Genomic DNA, 21040 nt, shown 5'->3' with positions numbered 1-21040 from the left:
CAGAGGGGCACCGGCGGAGGAGAGCGACATGCAGAACCCGGGCACCGACACCCCGGACCGATTCCCCGCACAGGATCGCTTCGCGGTCGGCGCGCAGTTCATCGCCGGCCGCCTGACCAAGGGCACGTCGGGCCGCACCCACGCGGTCGTCGACCCCGCGACCGGCGACGAGGTCCTCACCTACGAGCTGGCCGGCCCCGACGACGTGGACGCGGCCGTCGCCGCCGCCCGCGCGGCGTTCCCCGGCTGGGCGGCCACCACGCCCGGCGAACGGTCGGACGCGCTGCACCGCTTCGCCGCCGTCCTGGCCGACCGGGCTGAGGAGTTCGCGCGCGCCGAGTCCCTGCAGTGCGGCAAGCCGCTCAAGCTGACGCGCGAGTTCGACGTGCCCGGCACCATCGACAACACCGCCTTCTTCGCGGGCGCCGCCCGCCACCTCCAGGGCCAGTCGGCCGGCGAGTACTCCGGGGACCACACCTCGTACGTACGCCGGGAGCCCATCGGGGTCGTCGGCTCCGTCGCGCCCTGGAACTATCCGCTCCAGATGGCCGCCTGGAAGATCCTCCCGGCGATCGCCGCGGGCAACACGATCGTGCTGAAGCCCGCCGAGCCGACCCCGCTCACGTCGTTGCTCTTCGCCCAGGCCGCCACGGACGCGGGCATCCCCGACGGTGTGATCAACATCGTCACCGGCACGGGCAAGGAGGCCGGCGAGCACCTCGTCGGCCATCCCGATGTGGTCATGACCTCCTTCACCGGGTCCACGGCCGTCGGCAGGCGCGTCGCCGAGATCGCCACCGCCACCGTCAAGCGCATCCATCTGGAGCTCGGCGGCAAGGCACCCTTCGTGGTCTTCGACGACGCCGACCTGGAGGCCGCCGTCCACGGCGCGGTGGCGGGTTCCCTCATCAACACCGGCCAGGACTGCACGGCCGCCACGCGCGCGTACGTGCAGCGGCCCCTCTACGAGGAGTTCGTCGCACGGACGGCCGCCCTCATGGAGACCGTCAGGCTCGGCGACCCCTTCGCCCCGGGCACCGACCTCGGTCCGCTGATCACCCACGTCCAGCGCGACCGGGTCGCCGCCTTCGTCGAGCGGGCGCGCGCGTACGCGCGCGTGGTCACCGGCGGTGAAGCGTCCCGGGGCGAGCTGGCGAACGGCGCGTACTACCGGCCCACGCTGATCGCGGACGCCGCGCAGGACAGCGAGATCGTCCAGTCGGAGATCTTCGGCCCGGTGCTCGTGGTCCTGCCCTTCGACAGCGACGACGAGGGCATCCGCCTCGCCAACGACACCCCGTACGGCCTCGCCGCCTCCGCCTGGAGCCGGGACGTGTACCGGACGGGCCGCGCCACCCGGGAGATCAAGGCCGGGTGCGTGTGGGTCAACGACCACATTCCGATCATCAGCGAGATGCCGCACGGCGGCTACAAGGCGTCCGGCTTCGGCAAGGACATGTCCGCGTACTCGTTCGAGGAGTACACGCAGATCAAGCACGTCATGTTCGACAATACGGCGATCGCCAGGAAGGACTGGCACCGCACGATCTTCGGGGACCGCTAGTCAGCCCGGGGACCGGCCGCCCGACCCCCGGCCGGTCCCCGCCCACCCTCCCGAAAGGGCACGTCCGAAAGGGCACCACGCGCATGGAGCAGTACGAGCCCGAACGCCTCTCACCGGCCCAGACGGCCGCCGTGCGGCGCAGCCTCACCGGCGGAAGGGCCGCGCTCAGCCGCCGTTCACTGCTGCGCGCCGGAACGGGCGGCGCACTCGCGGTCGGCGGGCTCGGGGCGCTGAGCGCCTGCGGCATCCCCGCGGCGAAGAGCACCTCGGGCGGCTCGTCCGAGGACCACTCGGCCAAGGAGAAGGAGGTCAACTTCTCCAACTGGACCGAGTACATGGACGTCGACGACAGCGGCAAGCGCCATCCCAGCCTGGACCAGTTCACCGGGCGCACCGGCATCAAGGTCGACTACACCGAGGACATCAACGACAACGTCGAGTTCTTCGGCAAGATCAAGCCGCAGCTCGCCGCCGGCCAGGACACCGGACGCGACCTCATCTGCGTCACCGACTGGCTCGCCGCCCGGCTGATCCGCTTCGGGTGGGTCCAGAAACTGGACGCGTCCAATCTGCCGCACGCCTTCATGAACCTCTCGCAGCAGTTCCGCAGCCCGGACTGGGACCCGGGGCGGGCCTACTCGTATCCCTGGCAGGGCATCTCGACCGTCATCGCCTTCAACCGGAAGGCCCTGGACGGCGAGGAGGTGAAGTCCGTCTCCGACATGCTGGACAACCCGAAGCTGAAGGGGCGCATCGGCTTCCTCTCCGAGATGCGCGACAGCATCGGGATGACCCTGCTCGACATGGGCAAGGACCCGGCGAAGTTCGGCGACGACGACTACGACGCGGCGATAGCCCGCCTCCAGAAGGCCGTCGACAAGGGCCAGATCCGCCGCTTCACCGGCAACGACTACACCTCCGACCTCACCAAGGGCGACCTGGCGGCCTGTATCGCGTGGGCCGGTGACGTCGTCCAGCTCAAGGCCGACACCCCGGATGTCGACTTCGTCATCCCGGACAGCGGCTACATGACCTCGACCGACAACCTGCTGATCCCGAACAAGGCCCGGCACAAGACCAACGCCGAACGGCTCATCGACTACTACTACGAGCCGAAGCCGGCCGCCGAACTCGCCGCGTACATCAACTACGTGTGCCCCGTCGACGGTGTGAAGGCGGAGCTGGCCAGGATCGATCCGGACGCGGCGAACAACCCGCTGATCATTCCCGACGCGGCCATGGCAGCCAAGTCCCGCGCCTTCCGCTCCCTCAGCCAGAAGGAAGAGACGGCGTACGAAGAGAAGTTCGCGAAGCTGACAGGGGCGTGACGAGGACGATGACCAGCAAGAAGAGCAGCAAGAACGCCGCGGACGGCGGCAGCGGTGACGTCCGTCTCTCCGGCATCGGCAAGACCTACGGTTCCTTCACCGCCGTGCACCCGCTGGACCTGACCGTGCCGGAAGGTTCCTTCTTCGCCCTGCTCGGTGCCTCCGGCTGTGGCAAGACCACCACGCTGCGCATGATCGCCGGCCTGGAGGAACCTTCCTGCGGAAGTGTCCGGCTCGGCGACCAGGACGTGACGCACCTGCCCCCGTACAAGCGGCCGGTGAACACGGTCTTCCAGTCGTACGCCCTCTTCCCGCACCTCGACATCTTCGAGAACGTCGCCTTCGGTCTGCGCCGACGTGGCATCAAGAGCGTGAAGAAGCAGGTCGAGGAGATGCTGGAACTGGTCCAGCTCGGCGAGCAGGCCCGCAAGAAACCGCACCAGCTCTCGGGCGGCCAGCAGCAGCGCGTCGCCGTCGCCCGTGCCCTCATCAACCACCCCAAGGTGCTCCTCCTCGACGAGCCCCTCGGCGCCCTCGACCTCAAGCTGCGCCGCCAGATGCAGCTGGAGCTGAAGCGCATCCAGACCGAGGTCGGCATCACGTTCATCCATGTCACGCACGACCAGGAGGAGGCCATGACCATGGCCGACACGGTCGCCGTGATGAACGGCGGCCGGGTCGAGCAACTCGGCTCTCCCACCGACCTGTACGAGAACCCGCGCACCACCTTCGTCGCCAACTTCCTCGGCACCTCCAACCTCATCGAGGCCGAGGTCGACTCCAAGAGCGGCGACGAGATAATCGTGACGGCGGGTGACGGCAAGCTGGTCCTGCCCGAGGCGCGATGTGCCGCGCCCACCCGGACCGGCGGCAAGGTCCTCGTCGGCGTACGCCCCGAGAAGATCACCCTCAGCCACGCCGACGACGCCGGGGAGATCCCGGTCGGCCGCAACCGCGTCACCGGCAGGATCACCGCCACCAGCTTCATCGGCGTCTCCACGCAGTACGTGATCGACAGCTCGGTCTGCCCCGAGTTCGAGGTCTACGTCCAGAACATCGACCGGGACACCCGGCTCGTCGCCGGCGCCGATGTCGTCCTGCACTGGAGCCCCGCGCACACGTTCGGACTGGATGCCGCCCAGGACATCGACGCGGGCGTGGACGAAGGGGCGGCCGCCTGATGTCGACCCTCGCCGAAGCCGAGGCGCCCCCACCCCTCGCACCCGCCCCGGCCACCGGGAAGCCCCCTCGCAAGAGGGGGCGCTGGACGCCGTACCTGCTGCTCGCGCCCGGTCTGATCTGGCTGCTGGTCTTCTTCGCGATGCCGATGGTCTACCAGGCCTCCACCTCCGTGCAGACGGGCTCCCTGGAGGAGGGCTACCGGGTCACCTGGCACGTCGCGACCTACTGGGACGCGCTGAGCGAGTACTACCCGCAGTTCCTGCGCTCGGTGCTCTACGCGGGCTCCGCGACGATCCTGTGTCTGCTCCTCGGCTACCCGCTGGCGTATCTGATCGCCTTCCGGGCCGGCCGCTGGCGCAATCTGATCCTGATCCTGGTGATCGCCCCCTTCTTCACCAGCTTCCTGATCCGCACCCTCGCCTGGAAGACGATCCTGTCGGACGGCGGCCCGGTCGTCGGCGCCCTCAACTCGCTGCACGTCCTGGACGTCACCAGCTGGCTCGGCCTCACCGCCGGGGACCGGGTGCTGGCCACTCCGCTCGCCGTGGTCTGCGGCCTCACGTACAACTTCCTGCCGTTCATGATCCTGCCGCTCTACACCTCCCTCGAACGCATCGACGGACGGCTGCACGAGGCGGCCGGCGACCTGTACGCCAGACCGTTCACCACGTTCCGCAAGGTCACCTTCCCGCTCTCCATGCCGGGCGTCGTCTCCGGAACCCTGCTGACCTTCATCCCGGCCAGCGGCGACTACGTGAACGCCGAACTCCTCGGCTCCACCAACACCCAGATGATCGGCAACGTCATCCAGAGCCAGTTCCTGCGGATCCTCGACTATCCGACGGCGGCGGCGCTCTCCTTCATTCTGATGGCCGCGATCCTCCTCATGGTCACGGTCTACATTCGCAAGTCCGGGACGGAGGACCTGGTTTAAATGGCCTTCGTCGCATGGCTCAAGCGCCGACTCGTCGTCATCGCGGGACTGCTGACGCTCGGATATCTCCTCCTGCCGAACATCGTCGTCACGGTCTTCTCCTTCAACCAGCCGAAGGGCCGCTTCAACTACGAGTGGCAGGAATTCTCCACCGCCGCCTGGACCGACCCGTGCGGCGTCGCCGACCTGTGCGGCTCGCTCTCGCTCAGCCTCCAGCTGGCCGCCTGGGCGACCCTCGGCGCCACCGCCCTCGGCACGATGATCGCCTTCGCCCTGGTGCGCTACCGCTTCCGCGCGCGGGGCGCCGTCAACTCGCTGATCTTCCTCCCGATGGCGATGCCCGAGGTCGTGATGGCCGCCTCGCTGCTCACCCTGTTCCTCAACCTGGGTGCGCAGTTGGGATTCTGGACGATCCTCATCGCGCACATCATGTTCTGCCTCAGCTTCGTCGTGGTCGCCGTCAAGGCACGGGTGATGTCGATGGACCCGAAACTGGAGGAGGCCGCGCGCGATCTCTACGCCGGGCCCGTCCAGACCTTCGTCCGGGTCACCCTGCCGATCGCCGCACCCGGTATCGCGGCGGGCGCGCTGCTCGCCTTCGCGCTCTCCTTCGACGATTTCATCATCACCAATTTCAACGCGGGCTCGACCGTCACCTTCCCCATGTTCGTCTGGGGTTCGGCACAACGCGGCACACCCGTCCAGATCAATGTCATCGGTACGGCCATGTTCCTGGTCGCCGTACTGTTCGTGGTGGCCGGAATGGTCATCGGAAATCGCAGAAAGCGGCAGAAGGCATGAACGCCGCTCGTTCGATGAATCAGTAGGGAGTTGAAATCATGGCCCCAAGCGCCATGAACCGTTGGACAAAGTCCCTCTCCGACGCACAGCCGGTCCCGTACTGGCTCGAAGACCCCGGCAAGCCCCACCCCGAGCCCGCGCTCACCGGCGCCGAGACCTGCGACCTGCTGGTCGTCGGCGGTGGTTACAGCGGACTGTGGACCGCGCTGAACGCCAAGGAGCGCGACCCGGGCCGGGATGTCGTCCTGCTGGAAGGCCGTGAGGTGGGCTGGGCCGCCTCCGGCCGCAACGGCGGCTTCTGCGCCGCCTCGCTCACCCACGGCCTGGCCAACGGCCTCGCCCGGTGGCCCGACGAGATCCACAAGCTGGAGGAACTGGGCGCCCGCAACCTCGACGAGATCGAGGCGGCGGTCGCCCGTCACGGCCTGGACTGCGACTTCGAACGCACCGGCGAGATCGACGTCGCCACCGAGACGTACCAGGCCTGGGAACTGCGCGACTGGTACGACGAGATCGCCCGCAAGGGCCTCGCCGAAGGCATCGAGTTCCTGGACGCCGACGCGGTCCGCGAGCAGGTCGCCTCACCCACCTTCGAGGCCGGCCTGCACGACCGCCGGGGCGTGGCCATGCTGCACCCCGCCAAACTCGCCTGGGGCCTCAAGCGGGCCTGTCTGAACCTCGGCGTCCGGGTCTACGAGCACACGCCCGCGCTGAACCTGAAGGCGTACGGCACCGGCATGGCCGTCCGGACCCCCTACGGCCAGGTCCGTACCCGGCAGGTGGCGCTCGGCACCAACATCTTCCCCAGCCTGGTCAGGCGCGTCCGCGCGTACACCGTCCCCGTCTACGACTACGCCCTGATGACCGAGCCGCTCACCGCCGACCAGCTGGCGTCGATCGGCTGGAAGAACCGACAGGGGCTCGGGGACTCGGCCAACCAGTTCCACTACTTCCGGCTCAGCGCCGACAACCGGATCCTCTGGGGCGGCTACGACGCGGTCTACCCGTACGGCGGCCGGGTGCGCTCCGAGTACGACGACCGGCCGGAGACGTACGCCAAGCTCGCCGGCCACTTCTTCACCTGCTTCCCGCAGCTGGAGGGCGTCCGGTTCACTCACGCCTGGGGCGGCGCCATCGACACCTGCTCCCGCTTCTCCGCGTTCTTCGGCACCGCCCATCAGGGCAGAGTCGCCTACGCGGCCGGCTATACGGGGCTGGGGGTGGGCGCCACCCGCTTCGGCGCGGACGTCATGCTGGACCTCCTCGCGGGGGAGCGCACGGAGCGCACCGAACTGGAGATGGTGCGCAAGAAGCCGCTGCCCTTCCCGCCGGAGCCGTTCGCCTGGACGGGCATCGCCCTCACCAAGTGGTCCCTGGCCCGGGCCGACTCCCGCGCGGGCCGCCGCAACCTGTGGCTGAAGGCCATGGACCGGCTGGGGCTGGGCTTCGACAGCTGAGGACGCCCACCCCGAACCGTGGTCGGCGGGGCGTGCGGGCGCACTCGTGATCAACAGGCGTACGCCTCTCCGACGGTGTTACGCCATTCACCACCAAGAAGTGGTCGGAACCCGCGTAATGCCCGGCCGGAACCTCTGTCTGTGCTCCTGACGCGAAACCGTGTCCGCAGGAGCTCTACAGAGAGGAAGGTCCCTGTCATGACTGGGGCCAAGACGGCGGTCGAGTGGCTGGCATCCGTGTCACCGGATCCCGAGGCCTGCCGCTGGGAGTGGGAGCGCAACCCCCTGGGGGTCGCCCTGCTTCCGGCCGGCAGGGCCTGGGACGTGCTGATCCTGCCGGGGGAACTCGGCTATCCCACGCTCGACGTCCTCACCCGCATCATCGATCAACCCGGGCCCGTGCTCGTCGACTTCGGCGACGACCGCATGGGGTTCTTCGTACCGCCCGGCACGGCGTCGCGATGGCTGGGCACGGGGGTGCGCAGCGCGGGCGGCGGCACCTGGATCGTGGTGCCGTACCCGGGCCGGCAGACCGGCGGCGTCCGGTGGCTGATCCCGCCGGACGGCAACGGCACCCTCACCGACCCGGCCCTCCTCGAACTGGCGATGCACGAGGCGGCGGCGAACCTGGCGAGGGACGAGGACCGGTGACCGGGGCCGACCGCCCCGTGTCGTGACGAGCGGCCGTCCCCCGGCCGCACCGCGCTCTCGTCGGCCGCCCGTGCGGCCGACGCGGACGTCGAACGGACCTGACCGCGCACGTCATCCCGGACGGGGCCGCACCCGGAACCACAGCGAGGAGAGCAGCAGCGCGCACACGCACCAGCTCGCCACCACGTCGAGCGGCCAGTGATAGCCCTGGCGCACCAGGCCGAAGCCGACCCCGATGTTCAGGACGACCGCCAGGACGACGACCGCGCGGCGCGCGAGGGTGCCGCGCAGCCAGGGCAGCAGGAGCAGGACGGCGGTGCCGTAGGCGATGGAGGCGGTCGCGGTGTGGCCGGAGGGGTAGAAACCCGTACCCGGGCCCATGACCGGTGGGCCGGTCCGGGCGATGAGCTCCTTCAGCGGGACGACCCAGAGAGGTACCGCGGCCATGAGGAGGGCCGCGGCCGCGGACGGCCGCCACCAGTGGTCCCGACCGGTGGCACGCGTTCGCCGTGCGACGAAGAGGAGCACCAGGGCGAGAATCGGGACGGCGACCGCGATGTTGCCGAGGTCGGCGAGGAACTGGGTGGGGGCGCCCCGGTGGACGAGGGCATCGCTGAGGCGTTCGTCCAGGCGGGCCAGCGGGCCGCGCGTGAGGACCTGCCAGGTGATCAGCGCGAAGAGAAGGACCGGGGCGCCGCCGAGAAGGAGGAGAGCGGCGCTGCGGCCGAAGGGGGTGGTCGGCCGTCCTCGAACAGGGGGGGGTGGTTCGAGGACGGCCGTCCGGATCGGTGTGCCGCCCGCCCCGGGGGGTTTGGGACGAGCGGCCATCCGATCGGTGAGGAGATCCGGAGCCGGAAGCTCCGAGTGTGTGCGCGAGGGCACGACCAGGGCGAAGCTGGGGAGGCCCCGACCCGGTGTCGCCCACAGTCCCCTGTGGGCGGGGTGTATCTCTCATCTGCGTCAAAACCTACGACAGGGAGGGCGGCGACGACAGGCGGAATCGGGACCCGACATGCACCTTGCACACCTTCTTCACGCCCTCTGACGCTTGTCGACAGGGACCGGAATCCGGCGTCGGATTCCGGTTCCGGGAAGCGTGGGACGTCGGGGACGGATGGGGGATTCCGTATGCGAGCGCCCTGCGGAACGGGGCCCTCGCACACGCGTCCGGCGGCTCCGGACGGGTGTCTAGATACGGGTGAACGCCTGCTCGATGATGTCGAGGCCCTCGTCGAGGAGGTCGTCGCCGATGACGAGCGGCGGCAGGAAGCGCAGCACGTTGCCGTAGGTGCCACAGGTCAGGACCAGCAGCCCCTCCTGGTGGCAGGCCTTGGCCAGCGCGGCGGTCGCCTCCGGGTTCGGCTCCTTCGTCGTACGGTCCTTGACCAGCTCGATGGCGATCATGGCACCGCGACCGCGGATGTCGCCGATGACGTCGAACTTCTCGGCCATGGCGGTGAGACGCGCCTTCATCGTCGCCTCGATGCTCTTCGCGCGGGAGTTGAGGTCGAGCTCCTTCATCGTCTCGATCGAGCCGAGGGCGCCGGCGCAGGCGACGGGGTTGCCGCCGTACGTGCCGCCCAGGCCGCCCGCGTGCGCCGCGTCCATGATCTCCGCGCGGCCGGTGACGGCGGCGAGCGGGAGACCGCCGGCGATCCCCTTGGCGGTGGTGATCAGGTCCGGGACGATGCCCTCGTCCTCGCACGCGAACCACTGGCCGGTGCGGCAGAAACCGGACTGGATCTCGTCGGCGACGAAGACGATGCCGTTGTCGGAGGCGAACTTGCTGATCGCCGGCAGGAAGCCCTTGGCCGGCTCGATGAAGCCGCCCTCGCCGAGCACCGGCTCGATGACGATGGCGGCCACGTTCTCGGCGCCGACCTGCTTGGCGATCTGGTCGATCGCCTGCGCGGCGGCCTCCGGGCCCGCGTTCTCCGGGCCGGTCGGCCAGCGGTAGCCGTACGCCACGGGCACGCGGTACACCTCGGGCGCGAACGGGCCGAAGCCGTGCTTGTACGGCATGTTCTTCGCGGTCAGCGCCATCGTGAGGTTGGTGCGGCCGTGGTAGCCGTGGTCGAACACGACCACCGCCTGGCGCTTGGTGTACGAGCGGGCGATCTTGACGGCGTTCTCGACGGCCTCGGCGCCGCTGTTGAACAGCGCGGACTTCTTGGCGTGGTCACCCGGGGTGAGCTCGGCGAGGGCCTCGGCGACCGCGACGTAGCCCTCGTACGGGGTGACCATGAAACAGGTGTGCGTGAAGTCCTGGAGCTGGGCGGTCGCCCGGCGGACCACGGCCTCCGCGCTCGCGCCGACGCTCGTGACGGCGATGCCCGAGCCGAAGTCGATCAGCCGGTTGCCGTCGACGTCCTCGACGATGCCGCCGCCCGCGCGCGCGGTGAACACGGGCAGCACCGACCCCACGCCCGCCGCGACGGCGGCGACACGACGAGCCTGCAGTTCCTGGGACTTCGGTCCGGGGATGGCGGTGACTACGCGGCGCTCCTGGGGAAGTGCGCTCATGTGGGGCTCCTGGAGTGGTGCGGACGGCTTGCCTTCTTTTCTCGCAGGCTAGGGCGACGGCCGGTGGGTGGGCATGCTCCATGTGGGCGTTGTCGGGTGTTCGTCTTGTCCGGGGTGGACATGGAGGAACGGTGGGCACGGATGTGCGCCCGGCCGCGTAATACGGTGAGCACACGGGTCCACCCGGCCGCGTAAACGGTGAACTCCCCTTGCGGGAGCGTTAGATTGGCTCGCTGATGGTGGACGGAACGGCTGGTCAGGGGGCAAGCGGGATGAACAGCGACGGGACGCGGGACGCGCGGGGCACGCATGCGAATTCTGTGCCGCGTCCGGCGGGGTCGCCGGAGATGCCCGCGGCACCTCCCGTGCCGCCGATGCCCGCGGGGGCTCCGGGCGCGCCGGGTGTGCCGGGCGTACCGCCCAGGCCGGACGGCAACGCCTTCCTGTCCTGGCTGCGGACGCCCCGGCCCGACGCGGCGCCCGGAGTGTGGCGGTTCGGGCACCGGCCGCGGCCGGAGGAGGAGCCGGAGACCGTCCCCGCCCGGCAGTTGCTGGGCGGCGCCCTGATCGCCTTCCTCGTCGGCTGGCTGATCTGGTCCCTGCTCTGGAACGGCTACCTCGGCGGCTGGTGGCTGGTCCCGCTCTACGCGATGATCCCGGACTCCTGGGCACCGGCCCACTCCTACTCCGCCGTGGTCCTCAGCTACGTCTGGTACACGGTCGTCGCCCTGGCGATCATGATCGGTGTGGGGCGGCTCGGCCGCTGGGGCGAGGTCTGGCGCCGGTACGGGGCCCCGCGCTTCCGGCAGCCGCGGGAGCGGCAGGTCGTACCGCCGCCCGAGGACGACCCCGCCCAGTGGAACCAGCTGCGCGAGGCCGGTGCCGGAGAGGCTGCCGAGCGGCTGGTGGCCGAGGCGGGGGCCGGGCTGATGCGGGACGTGGACCATGCGCGGATCATGCGGGCGTGGCAGGGCGTGCGCAGTGGCCGGCACAGTCTGGCGACGTTCACCGGAGCCGTGCTGAAGGACGGGGCGGCTGCCTGCCTGCACCCCTCCGGAGAGCGGGATCTGCCCACCCGGCTCGCCAAGCACGACCTGGTCACCGGGCAGGTCCGCCTGGGCGGCACCGTCGACGACCCGCGCAACCCGTACGCCTACCGGGGCACCGGTCTGGCCCTGGGCCCCGAGTTGCTCGGCACGTCCCTGCTGGCCGTCGGGCCCGCCGGGTCGGGGAAGACCGGCAGCGTCGTGTGGCCCGTCGCCGAGTCGCTGTGTCTGCACGCGCTCGCCGGGCGGGCCGCCGTGGTGGTCGTGGGGGCGGCGGGTGCGGGGCTCGGTCCGGCCGACGCGTACGACGTCGTCGTGCGGATCGGCAACCCGGAGTCCGTGTACGACCTCGACCTCTACGGCGGGACCACCGATCCCGACGAGGCGGCGGCCGTCCTCGCCGAGGCGCTCGTCGGCGATCTCGCCGACCCGCACCCCGGCGGTGACAGCAGGCGCTCCACCACGGTCCTCGCGCAGCTCCTCGGCCCGTTCCGGGCGGTGCACGGGCGGTTCCCGTCGGTGCCGCAGTTGCGCCAGCTGCTGGACGGCGCCCCCGGTCTGCTGGGCGAGCTGCGCGAGGCCCTCCAGGACGCCGGGCAGGAGTCGCTGCTGCGGGAGCTGGACGCGCGGGAACGTCAGCTCGGGCACCCCGGGGACCTCGCGGGTGTCCTGGCGGACCGGCTCGCCCTTCTCGACCGGCCCGCCTTCGCCGGGTTCTTCGACACCTCCGGACAGTCCCGGCCCTTCTCCCTGCGGGCCCTCGACCACCCCGTACGGGTCCGGATCGACCTCCCCGAACGCGGTCACGCCGACGCCTCGCGCATCCTGGCGCGGCTGGTGCTCGCGCAGTTCGCCGCGAGCGTCGCGGTACGGGAGGACCGGTCGCTGTTCGCCTGCCTGGTGCTGGACGACGCCACGGGCGTCATCACGCCGGATGCCGTACGCGGCATCCAGCGGCTGCGGTCCACCAACGCGGGGACGGTCCTCACGCTGCGTACCCTCGACGACGTGCCTCGGCCGTTGCGCGGCCCGCTCCTCGGCGCCATCGGCTGCCGGATGGCGCTGTCCGGGCTCACCCCGTGGGACGGTCAGGACTTCGCCGAGGTGTGGGGCAAGGAGTGGACCGAGGCCCGGGACGTCACCGACCGGCAGATCATCGCCGACTCCCCGGCGGGCAAGGCCTGGCACGCGCTGCGCCGGGTCATGACCGGCCACGCGCCCACCGCTCGGGCCGTGACCGTACGGCAGGTGGAGCGGGAGCGGTGGTCCGCCTCCGAACTGGCGCACGGAGTGCCGCCGGGGCACGCGGTGCTGTCGCTGACGAACGTGCGGGGTGAACACGCGCCGCCGTTGCTGGTGGACCTGCGGGGCTGAGCGGGCGGGCCGGGGTGCCGTTCGATTTGAGCCATTCGGTGTGCGGTGCGTGGGACTTGTGATCGTACGGTGAGGCAGAATCGTCACAGGCCGTTCATACGCGACGGCCAAAAAGGCGTTGCCTTCCCTGACACGCTCTCTGTCTCCCCTTCCGATGTCGACCTGAAGGTCTCATGCCTCCGACGCTCGCCTCGCTCGTCCACCACTCGGCGCTCAAGCTGACCGTGCGGGCGGGTGAGGACCGCCTGGACGTGCCGGTGCGCTGGGCGCACGCCAGTGAGCTCGCCGACCCCGTGCCGTACATGGAGGGCGGGGAGCTGCTGCTGATCACCGCGTTGAAGCTGGACGCGGAGGATCCGGAGGCGATGCGGCGCTATGTGCGGAGGCTGGTGGGGGCCGGGGTCGTCGGGCTCGGGTTCGCCGTCGGGGTGCACTACGAGGACATCCCCGAGGCGCTCGTCGACGCGGCCGAGGGGGAGGGGCTGCCCCTCCTGGAAGTGCCCCGGCGTACGCCCTTCCTCGCCATCAGCAAGGCGGTGTCGGCCGCGATCGCCGCCGAGCAGTACCGGGCGGTGACGGCGGGGTTCGCCGCACAGCGGGAACTCACCAGGCAGGCGTTGACCGCCGGACCCGAAGGGCTGCTGGGCGCGCTCGCCGGGCAGGTCGACGGGTGGGCGGCCCTGTACGACGCCTCCGGCGCGGTCGTCGCGGTGGCGCCCGAGTGGGCGGAGCGGCGGGCCGGACGACTCGTCGCCGACGTCGAACGGCTGCGGGACCGGCCCACTCCGGCCAGCGCGGTCGTCGGCGGCGAGGACCGCGTCGAACTGCACTCCCTCGGCACCGGCCGCCGGGCCCGCGCCGCCCTCGCCGTCGGCACGGCGGCGGCCCTCGGTACGGCCGAGCGCTACGCCGTCCACTCCGCGATCGCCCTCCTCACCCTCACGACGGAACGATCGCGCCCGTTGTACGCCGCCGAGCAGCGGATCGGCGCGGCGGTGCTGCGGATGCTGCTGGCGGGGGAGTGCGACCACGCGCGCGCCGTGGCCGGGGATCTCTACGGCGGCCTTCTGGACGCCCCGTTCCGGCTGATCCTCGCGGAGGCGGCGTCGGCTTCGGCCGCGCGGGCGCGGATGGAGGGGGCAGTCGGCGCGGTCAGTGCGGCGGGTGCCGTGGAGGAGCCGACCGGGGCCGAGGCCGTGCCGGTGAGCCCGTCCGGGGCGGCGGGCGCGCGTGCCTCCGGAGGGGGGCGTGGAGCCGGGGAAGGGACTCGTCGGTCCGGGCGCGGGGGTGTGCAGGGGGCCGCCGGGCCAGGGGCCGTGGCTGCGGGGGTGGCCGTCGACGTCGTACGGGCCGCCGCGGGCGGGGTGGTCGGTGGCGACTCGGGAGGGGAACTGCTCGGACAGCTCGTCGAGGTGGTGGAGGGCGCTGCGGCGCGCGCCGGCGAGCCGGTGCTCGTGGTGCCCGACGGGGAGCGGCTCGTCGTGCTCGCCGTGGACGGGGGCGCGGCGGTCGCCGCGTGCGGGGAGTTCGCGGTGGCGTTGGAGACGGCTCGGGCGGCGGGGCCGGATCCGGTCGCCGCCGGTGCGTCGTCCGCCGGCGTGTCCGCCCCCGGCGGCGTCGGTGGTTGCGTCGAGGACGAGGAACTCGTCGTCGGGTTGTCCGCGCCCGCCGGGCCGATCGCGGCCGCCGCGGCGTACAAGCAGGCCGAGCAGGCGCTGTCCGTGGCCCGGCGCCGGGGGCGTTGTCTTGTCGAGCACGAGGAGCTGGCGGCGGGGTCCGTGCTGCCGCTGCTCGGGGACGACGCCGTGCGGGCCTTCGCCGACAGCCTGCTCCGTCCGCTGCGTGAGCACGACGCGACGGGGCGGGGGGATCTGGTCGCTTCGCTGCGGGCCTGGTTGTCGCGCCACGGACAGTGGGACGCGGCCGCCGCGGACCTGGGGGTGCACCGGCACACGCTGCGCTACCGGATGCGCAGGGTGGAGGAGATCCTCGGCCGGTCGCTGGACGATCCGGACGTGCGGATGGAGCTGTGGCTGGCGCTGAAGGCCACGGCCGCGGCAGGGGAGTAGGTCGCGTCCCCCTCGCCCCGCCGCCCCGCGGGTGACGGGCTCGTGGACGTCGTCCCTGGCGAGCGGGCCCTGTGGAGGTCCGCCCCCGGGAGGCAGCGGGTCGGCATGGGCGCCGCCGTAGGGACCGGGAGCGACGCCGGAAGCGGGTAGCGGGGTTCGGGGGCCCCGGCCAGGTGCCCGCTGGGCAAGTGGGTCAGACGACGGCGAGCCGGTCCACCAGCAGTTCCACTCTTCGTTCGGTGTCCTCGGGCGGGAGGCGTCGTGCCCGGGTCAGGGTCGCCAGTCCGTGCAGGGCCGCCCAGAACACCTCGGTGAACAGTCCCGGGTGGACGCCCTCCCCGGCGACCTCGTCGAGGTTCTCCAGCAGGGCGGCGAAGGCGTCCTTCAGCGGCTCGGGGGTGTCCTCGTGCGCGAACGCCAGGCCGCCGTCGAGCCGGAACATGGCGTCGTAGACCGCCGGGTGGCGTTCGGCGAAGTCGAGGTAGACGCGGGCCAGAGCGGTGACCCGGGTGCGGGGGCCGTCCGCGGCGGAGGTCGCGGCCCGCAGCGCCGTGGCCATCTCGGCGGCACCCTCCAGGGCGACGGCTCCGATGATCTCGCGCTTGCCGCGGAAATGGCTGTAGAGGACGGGCTGGCTGTATTCGATGCGCTCGGCGAGCCGACGGGTGGTGACCGCCTCCCAGCCCTGCTGCTCGGCGAGTTCACGGGCCGTGGCCACGATGAGGCGCTCGCGGACCGCCCGTTCGCGCTCCTTGCGTTCCTGTACCGACATGACGCGATCCTAGCACCGCTAGACAATCGAGCGGCAGTAGGTCTAGCGTTGACCCATCAGCTAGCGGCGCTAGATCCCTGGAGGGTCATCATGCTCGACGCACTTGAGGTGTTCACCACCGTGGTCATCGGCCTGATGGTGGGGGTGGAGTTCTCCGTCGCCTTCGTCATCAACCCGATCCTCAACGGACTGCCCGAGGAGAGCGTCGTGCTCGGCCGCGCCCGCGGGGGCCGGATGCTCGGCTCCGTGATGCCGGTCTGGTACCTCACCTCCCTCGTGCTCGTCGCGGTCTGGGCCGTCGCCGGATGGCAGCACCGCGGCACCGGCCTCGTGGTCATCGCCGGGGTGCTGCTGGTCATCAGCGTGATCATGTCGCTCCTGCTGCTCGTCCCGATCAACAACCGGGGCAGGACATGGACGCCCGAGAACCGACCCGAGGACTGGAAGGAGCAGGCGAACCGCTGGGACCGCTTCCACTACGTCCGCGTCGCCGTCATCGTCGCCGCCTTCACCCTGCTGGTCGCCGCTCTCGCCTGAGCCCGCGCCGGTGGCGCGCGAAGCGCTCATTCGTCACCGCCGGGCACGGCTCCCCGGGCGCGCTTCTCACGCGAGGCGGCGGGACGGGGGTGAGGTGGTCCGCTCACCCTCACCCGTCCAATCTGGCGCAAGCCCCTGTCGTACTCATACGTGCCGGACAAGCGACCCCTCGCCCCACCGGCCCTACGGTGGAGCGGAAGTCGAAGTGTCACTTACCGAAGGGCCGGGAACGACTATGACCGCCACTCACGCCTTCTGGCTCGCCGGCCGTCAGGCCAGCGGTGAGACCACGTTCGATGTGACGTCGCCCTGGGACGGCCGGTTGGTCGGCAGGGTGAGTGTGCCGACGGACGAGCAGGTCGAAGAGGCCGTGGCCGCCGCGCACGCCGTGCGGGACGAGTTCGCGGCGACCCCGGCGCATGTACGGGCCGGTGTGCTGGACCGGGTCAGCAGGCGTCTGGCCGAGCGGACCGAGGAGATCGCGCAACTGATCTCCGCCGAGAACGGCAAGCCGATCAAGTGGGCGCGCGGCGAGGTCGGCCGGGCCGTGTCCGTGTTCCGGTTCGCGGCCGAGGAGGCCCGCCGGTTCAACGGCGGCGAGGCGCAGCGGCTCGACACCGACCTCGGCGGTCAGGGGCGACTGGCCCTCACGCGCCGCTTCCCCAAGGGCGCCGTCCTCGGTATCGCGCCGTTCAACTTCCCGCTCAACCTCTGCGCCCACAAGATCGCCCCGGCGATCGCGGCCGGTGTGCCGATCATCCTGAAGCCCGCCCCGGCCACCCCCCTCTCCGGGCTGATCATCGGAGAACTGCTCGCCGAGGCCGAGGCCCACGCGGCGGGCGCGGCCGGTACGGCCGGCGCGGGAGCGGGGACCGTCCTTCCGGTCGGCTCCTGGAGCATCCTCCCCGTCGCCAACGACCGCATGCCCGCCCTCGTCCAGGACGAGCGGCTGCCCGTGATCTCCTTCACCGGTTCCGAGAAGGTCGGCTACGCGATCATGGACTCGGTTCCGCGCAAGCACTGCACCCTGGAGCTCGGCGGAAACGGCGCGGCGGTCGTGCTGGCCGACTACGCGAGCGACGAGGACCTCGACTGGGCCGCGACCCGTATCGCGACCTTCTCGAACTACCAGGGCGGCCAGTCCTGCATCTCCGTGCAGCGGGTGATCGCGGACGCGTCCGTGTACGAGCGGCTGCTGCCGCGCATCGTCGCCGCGGTCGAGGCCCAGGTGACGGGCGACCCGTCCGACGGCGCCACCGACGTCGGACCGCTGGTCGACGAGACCGCGGCCAAGCGCGTCGAGACCTGGGTCCAGGAGGCGGTCGACGCCGGGGCCACCCTCCTCACCGGCGGCAAGCGCGACGGCGCCACGTACGCGCCGACGGTCCTGGCCGACGTACCCGCCGACGTGACCGTCTCCTGCGAGGAGGTCTTCGGGCCCGTCCTCACCGTACGCAAGGTGGACGGGGAGGCCGAGGCCTTCGCCGCCGTCAACGACTCCAAGTACGGCCTCCAGGCGGGCGTCTTCACCCATGACCTGCAGACCGCCTTCCGCGCCCACCGCGCACTGGAGGTCGGCGGCGTGGTCATCGGTGACGTGCCGTCCTACCGCGCCGACCAGATGCCCTACGGCGGCGTGAAGCAGTCCGGAGTGGGGCGTGAGGGCGTGAAGTTCGCGATGGACGACTACACGTACGAGCGGGTGCTGGTGCTCACCGGTATCGCCCTCTGACCTGCCACGGCCAGGTGGGGCGCGAAGGATGAAGAGGGGTCCCCGACCCCCTAGCTTCTGACAATCGTTTTCAGGTAGCCTGGGGTCAGATCCCGGGATGAAGGGGCCCGGCACCGATGCCTTCCGGTGCCGGGCCCCTTCTGTGTGTGTCGGCCTGCTTCCGGACCCTCAACCGGAGAAGCCGACGTGCGCCAGCCGCAGTGGGCCGCGCAGCTTCAGGTGGACGTCGTGCACGCCGGCGACCGCCACGCCCGTGCGCAGCGTGGTGTACGCGTACGGGTCGCCGGTGGGGCCCTCCAGCGTCAGTGTCGCGAGGACCGGACCGCCGATCAGGGAGAACTCGACGGTGCCCTCCCCGGACACCTCCGCCTCGATCCCGGTGGCCCCCGCGCCGAAGTCGCAGTTCTGGAAGAGCAGTTGACCGGAGCCGCCGTCCGCCGGTGTCACCGCGTCGCCCGACACCTTGGTGCGGTCGACGATCTCCGTGCCGCGCTGTTCGTCGAAGTCCGCCGCGTCCAGGCCGTGCGTGACGACCGGGCGCGGAGCCACGGGTGCGCCCTCGACGGTGACGGACGTACGGAGACGGATGTCCTCGCTCGACGCGCCGGCCAGGAGTTCGTACGCGCCGGTCTCCAGATGCCAGGTGCCGTGGGCCACGTCCCAGAACTCCAGGACGGACAGCGGGAGCCGGAAGGTCAGTTCCGTCGAGGCGCCGGGGGCGAGGGTCACCCGGCGATGGCCGAGCAGCTCGCGGCGGGGGCGGGGGACCGACGGGTCCGCGGCGCGGGCGTACAGCTGGGCCACCTCGTCGGCGGTCACCGCGCCCGTGTTGGTGACGGTGAAGGAGACCGTCAGCGCGTCGACGCCCACATGGGCGACCAGGTTTCCGTACGCGAACTCCGCGTACGACAGGCCGTGGCCGAACGGGAAGAGCGGGGTGCCCTCGAAGTAGAGATACGTCTGACGGCCGCCGATCACGTCGTAGTCGAGGAGGTCGGGCAGGTCGGCGTCGGAGGCGTACCAGGTCTGCGGGAGGCGGCCGGCGGGGGAGACGTCGCCGGCGAGGACGCGGGCCAGGGCGGTGCCGGCGGCCTGGCCGCCGTGCGCGGTCCACAGGACGGCGGGCAGGTCGGCGGGGTCCACCGCGTACGGGTAGGCCGAGACCAGGACCAGCGCGGTGTTCGGGTTGGCGGCGCGGGCCGCGCGCAGCAGGCGCTCCTGGTGGGCGGGGAGCGCGAGGCCGGTGCGGTCCTCGGTCTCGCGGCCGTTGATGTGCGGGTCGTTGCCCGCGACGACGAGGACCACGTCGGCCTCGGCGGCGACCCTGGCCACGGCCTCCTCACCGGGCTGGACGACCATGAGTTCGAAGGTTTCCGGATTCTCGTCGGCAACCTTCACGCCGTCGGCGCCGACAGTGACGTACCGGCCTGTCCCTGTGTGCTTGAGGAGGTGACCGTTCGCGTGGGATCCGGAGGGCTCCAGGCGGAACGTCTCCTGGACGACCCAGCCGCCCGGCTGATCCGCCGAGGCGCGCAGGTATCCGTCGTCGGCGACCGAGAGATAGCGGCCGTCGGGGGCGCGGAAGGTGAGGACGCCCTCGCCCCAGTCGACGAGGGCCAGTTCGGTGCCCTCCGTGTCCGTGGTGAGCGGCGGAAGGTCGGTGCGGCCGGCCAGGAGCGCCGGGTCGAGGGCGCCCTCCGCGCCGCGCACCTCGTCGGCAACCTCGGCGGCCTGGGGCACGGAGACGAACGCGCCGGTGGACAGCGCCCGCAGGCGTACGCGGTCCACGCCCTCCGCGAACGTCACGCGCTCGGCGCCGAAGCGGTCGTACAGCCCTTCGAGCGGCGTGGAGCGGTGCAGCAGGGTGCCGCTGTACCAGTCGAGTTTGCACTCGTCGGCGAGCAGCCCGACGACGGCGATCCGGGTGTCGGCCGCGAGCGGCAGCAGGTCGCCCTCGTTCTTCAGCAGGACGACCGCCTGCTCGGCGGCCTCCCGGGCGAGGGCCCGGTGGGCCGGGGTGTCGAAGTCCGTGAGGCCGGCGTACGGGTCGTCGTCGGCGTCGAACTCACCGAGGCGGAAGCGGACCGAGAGCTGGCGGCGGACCGCTCGGTCGATGTCGTCCTCGGTCAGCAGGCCCTTGTCCAGGGCGCCCCGGATGCGCCCGATCATCGTGGAACTCTCCGTGCCGTGGTCGGTGAAGCTGTCGACCCCGGCGCGCAGCGAGGCGGCGGTGGCCTCCTCGTGGGTGGCGTAGTAGTGCTCGGAGTCGACGAGGTTCGACGGCGCGCCCGCGTCCGAGCAGACCAGCAGATGCTCGGCGGTCCAGCGGCGCAGGTGCTCGGCCAGATGGGGCGAGACGTGGTTGGGGCGGCCGTTGACCAGGTTGTACGCGGGCATGACGCCGGCGACCGCGCCCGCCTCGACGGTCTCGCGGAAGGCGCGCAGGTCGTACTCGTGCAGGACGCGCGGGCGGACCGAGGAGGAGGTGGTGGAGCGGTCGGTCTCGTTGTTGTGCGCCAGCCAGTGCTTGAGCACGGGGGCCGTGCGCCAGAACGTGGGGTGGTCGCCGCGCAGGCCGCGGGTGTAGGCGGTGGCGATCGCCGAGGTCAGCTTCGGGTCCTCGGAGTAGCCCTCCTCGTTCCGGCCCCAGAGCGGGTGGCGCAGCAGGTTGACGGTGGGGGACCAGACGTTGAGGCCGACGCGGTCGTCGCGGGCACGCATCGCGCGGGTCTCGGTCGAGACGGCCTCGCCGACGCGGCGGACGAGGTCCTCGTTCCAGGTCGCGCCGAGGCCCACGGCCTGCGGGAACACCGTCGCGGGGCCCATCCAGGCCACGCCGTGCAGGGCCTCCTGTCCGGTGCGGAACGCGGCCACCCCCAGACGGTCGACGGCGGGGGCGAACTGGTGCAGGAACGCGATCCTCTCGTCCAGGGTGAGCCGCTGGAGCAGATCGTCGATGCGCTTCGCGAGCGGCAGCTGCGGATCGCGGAAAGGCGGCGGGGGCGTCGTCTGTGCGGTCACGTTGGGGATCCCTTTGCGGTGGAGCGACGAGGCGCTTTCGAAGCGCTTC

At 71.4% G+C, this 21040-nt stretch carries 14 protein-coding genes and 1 pseudogene; 11 read left to right on the top strand and 4 right to left on the bottom strand.

Features of this window, described 5'->3' with window-relative positions; all coding sequences use genetic code 11:
• Positions 1 to 28 precede the first annotated feature (28 nt).
• The 7 genes from RM704_RS12575 to RM704_RS12545 all read left to right on the top strand — a co-directional run bounded on the left by RM704_RS12575 (position 29) and on the right by RM704_RS12545 (position 7917).
• Positions 29 to 1564 carry a gamma-aminobutyraldehyde dehydrogenase gene (locus RM704_RS12575; RefSeq protein ID WP_033526962.1) on the top strand — a complete coding sequence of 512 codons (1536 nt, stop codon included), beginning with the start codon at positions 29 to 31 and terminating at the stop codon, positions 1562 to 1564.
• Between the two features lie 83 nt (positions 1565 to 1647).
• Complete coding sequence (locus tag RM704_RS12570) at positions 1648 to 2892, top strand: polyamine ABC transporter substrate-binding protein (protein ID WP_033526963.1); 1245 nt, start codon at positions 1648 to 1650, stop codon at positions 2890 to 2892.
• A gap of 8 nt (positions 2893 to 2900) precedes the next feature.
• Entirely contained in the window at positions 2901 to 4073 is a 1173-nt protein-coding gene (locus RM704_RS12565; protein WP_033526964.1) for an ABC transporter ATP-binding protein, read from the top strand.
• Entirely contained in the window at positions 4073 to 5008 is a 936-nt protein-coding gene (locus tag RM704_RS12560) for an ABC transporter permease (RefSeq protein ID WP_033526965.1), read from the top strand. The genes RM704_RS12565 and RM704_RS12560 overlap by 1 nt, the downstream gene beginning before the upstream one ends.
• Positions 5009 to 5809: an ABC transporter permease gene (locus RM704_RS12555; protein WP_033526966.1), complete on the top strand. Its 801-nt coding sequence runs from the start codon at positions 5009 to 5011 to the stop codon at positions 5807 to 5809.
• Between the two features lie 38 nt (positions 5810 to 5847).
• Entirely contained in the window at positions 5848 to 7266 is a 1419-nt protein-coding gene (locus tag RM704_RS12550; protein ID WP_033526967.1) for an NAD(P)/FAD-dependent oxidoreductase, read from the top strand.
• Between the two features lie 198 nt (positions 7267 to 7464).
• Positions 7465 to 7917, top strand: a complete 453-nt coding sequence (locus RM704_RS12545; RefSeq protein ID WP_033526968.1) for a hypothetical protein — start codon at positions 7465 to 7467, stop codon at positions 7915 to 7917.
• Positions 7918 to 8028: 111 nt separating this feature from the next.
• Here RM704_RS12545 and RM704_RS12540 read toward each other — a convergent pair.
• Together RM704_RS12540 and gabT are read right to left on the bottom strand one after the other, a co-directional pair.
• Positions 8029 to 8872, bottom strand: a pseudogene (locus RM704_RS12540) (phosphatase PAP2 family protein).
• Between the two features lie 233 nt (positions 8873 to 9105).
• Positions 9106 to 10440 (bottom strand): 4-aminobutyrate--2-oxoglutarate transaminase, encoded by a 1335-nt coding sequence (gene gabT / locus RM704_RS12535; RefSeq protein WP_033526970.1) that lies wholly within the window; start codon positions 10438 to 10440, stop codon positions 9106 to 9108.
• A gap of 272 nt (positions 10441 to 10712) precedes the next feature.
• On the opposite strand from gabT, the gene RM704_RS12530 reads away from it, so the two are divergent.
• Positions 10713 to 12860: a hypothetical protein gene (locus tag RM704_RS12530; protein WP_033526971.1), complete on the top strand. Its 2148-nt coding sequence runs from the start codon at positions 10713 to 10715 to the stop codon at positions 12858 to 12860.
• A gap of 173 nt (positions 12861 to 13033) precedes the next feature.
• The gene (locus RM704_RS12525; protein ID WP_033526972.1) at positions 13034 to 14929 is read left to right on the top strand and encodes a PucR family transcriptional regulator; all 1896 of its coding nucleotides are present in this window, start codon (positions 13034 to 13036) and stop codon (positions 14927 to 14929) included.
• Positions 14930 to 15122: 193 nt separating this feature from the next.
• Here RM704_RS12525 and RM704_RS12520 read toward each other — a convergent pair whose 3' ends face one another.
• Entirely contained in the window at positions 15123 to 15701 is a 579-nt protein-coding gene (locus tag RM704_RS12520; RefSeq protein ID WP_033526973.1) for a TetR/AcrR family transcriptional regulator, read from the bottom strand.
• 90 nt (positions 15702 to 15791) lie between these two features.
• On the opposite strand from RM704_RS12520, the gene RM704_RS12515 reads away from it, so the two are divergent.
• Both RM704_RS12515 and RM704_RS12510 read left to right on the top strand, forming a co-directional pair.
• Complete coding sequence (locus RM704_RS12515) at positions 15792 to 16238, top strand: anthrone oxygenase family protein (RefSeq protein ID WP_033526974.1); 447 nt, start codon at positions 15792 to 15794, stop codon at positions 16236 to 16238.
• 235 nt (positions 16239 to 16473) lie between these two features.
• A complete protein-coding gene (locus tag RM704_RS12510; RefSeq protein ID WP_033526975.1) occupies positions 16474 to 17970 on the top strand; it encodes an aldehyde dehydrogenase family protein in 1497 nt (498 codons plus the stop codon).
• 168 nt (positions 17971 to 18138) lie between these two features.
• Here the strand turns inward: RM704_RS12510 and RM704_RS12505 are convergent, their stop codons facing one another.
• Positions 18139 to 20991, bottom strand: a complete 2853-nt coding sequence (locus RM704_RS12505) for a glycoside hydrolase family 3 C-terminal domain-containing protein (protein WP_033526976.1) — start codon at positions 20989 to 20991, stop codon at positions 18139 to 18141.
• Positions 20992 to 21040 lie beyond the last annotated feature (49 nt).

Source organism: Streptomyces gottesmaniae (assembly GCF_031845845.1).
GTDB lineage: Bacteria > Actinomycetota > Actinomycetes > Streptomycetales > Streptomycetaceae > Streptomyces > Streptomyces akebiae.
Note: the sequence above shows the minus strand (reverse complement) of the source record. Positions and strands in the feature narration are given on the sequence as shown.

Excerpts from the sequence above, each read along its gene's own strand:
- RM704_RS12560 (WP_033526965.1), top strand. The coding sequence starts at position 4,073 with ATGTCGACCCTCGCCGAAGCCGAGGCGCCCCCACCCCTCGCACCCGCC.
- gabT (WP_033526970.1), bottom strand. The coding sequence starts at position 10,440 with ATGAGCGCACTTCCCCAGGAGCGCCGCGTAGTCACCGCCATCCCCGGA.
- RM704_RS12555 (WP_033526966.1), top strand. The coding sequence starts at position 5,009 with ATGGCCTTCGTCGCATGGCTCAAGCGCCGACTCGTCGTCATCGCGGGA.
- RM704_RS12525 (WP_033526972.1), top strand. The coding sequence starts at position 13,034 with ATGCCTCCGACGCTCGCCTCGCTCGTCCACCACTCGGCGCTCAAGCTG.
- RM704_RS12570 (WP_033526963.1), top strand. The coding sequence starts at position 1,648 with ATGGAGCAGTACGAGCCCGAACGCCTCTCACCGGCCCAGACGGCCGCC.
- RM704_RS12520 (WP_033526973.1), bottom strand. The coding sequence starts at position 15,701 with ATGTCGGTACAGGAACGCAAGGAGCGCGAACGGGCGGTCCGCGAGCGC.
- RM704_RS12515 (WP_033526974.1), top strand. The coding sequence starts at position 15,792 with ATGCTCGACGCACTTGAGGTGTTCACCACCGTGGTCATCGGCCTGATG.
- RM704_RS12575 (WP_033526962.1), top strand. The coding sequence starts at position 29 with ATGCAGAACCCGGGCACCGACACCCCGGACCGATTCCCCGCACAGGAT.
- RM704_RS12530 (WP_033526971.1), top strand. The coding sequence starts at position 10,713 with ATGAACAGCGACGGGACGCGGGACGCGCGGGGCACGCATGCGAATTCT.
- RM704_RS12510 (WP_033526975.1), top strand. The coding sequence starts at position 16,474 with ATGACCGCCACTCACGCCTTCTGGCTCGCCGGCCGTCAGGCCAGCGGT.
- RM704_RS12545 (WP_033526968.1), top strand. The coding sequence starts at position 7,465 with ATGACTGGGGCCAAGACGGCGGTCGAGTGGCTGGCATCCGTGTCACCG.
- RM704_RS12565 (WP_033526964.1), top strand. The coding sequence starts at position 2,901 with ATGACCAGCAAGAAGAGCAGCAAGAACGCCGCGGACGGCGGCAGCGGT.
- RM704_RS12550 (WP_033526967.1), top strand. The coding sequence starts at position 5,848 with ATGGCCCCAAGCGCCATGAACCGTTGGACAAAGTCCCTCTCCGACGCA.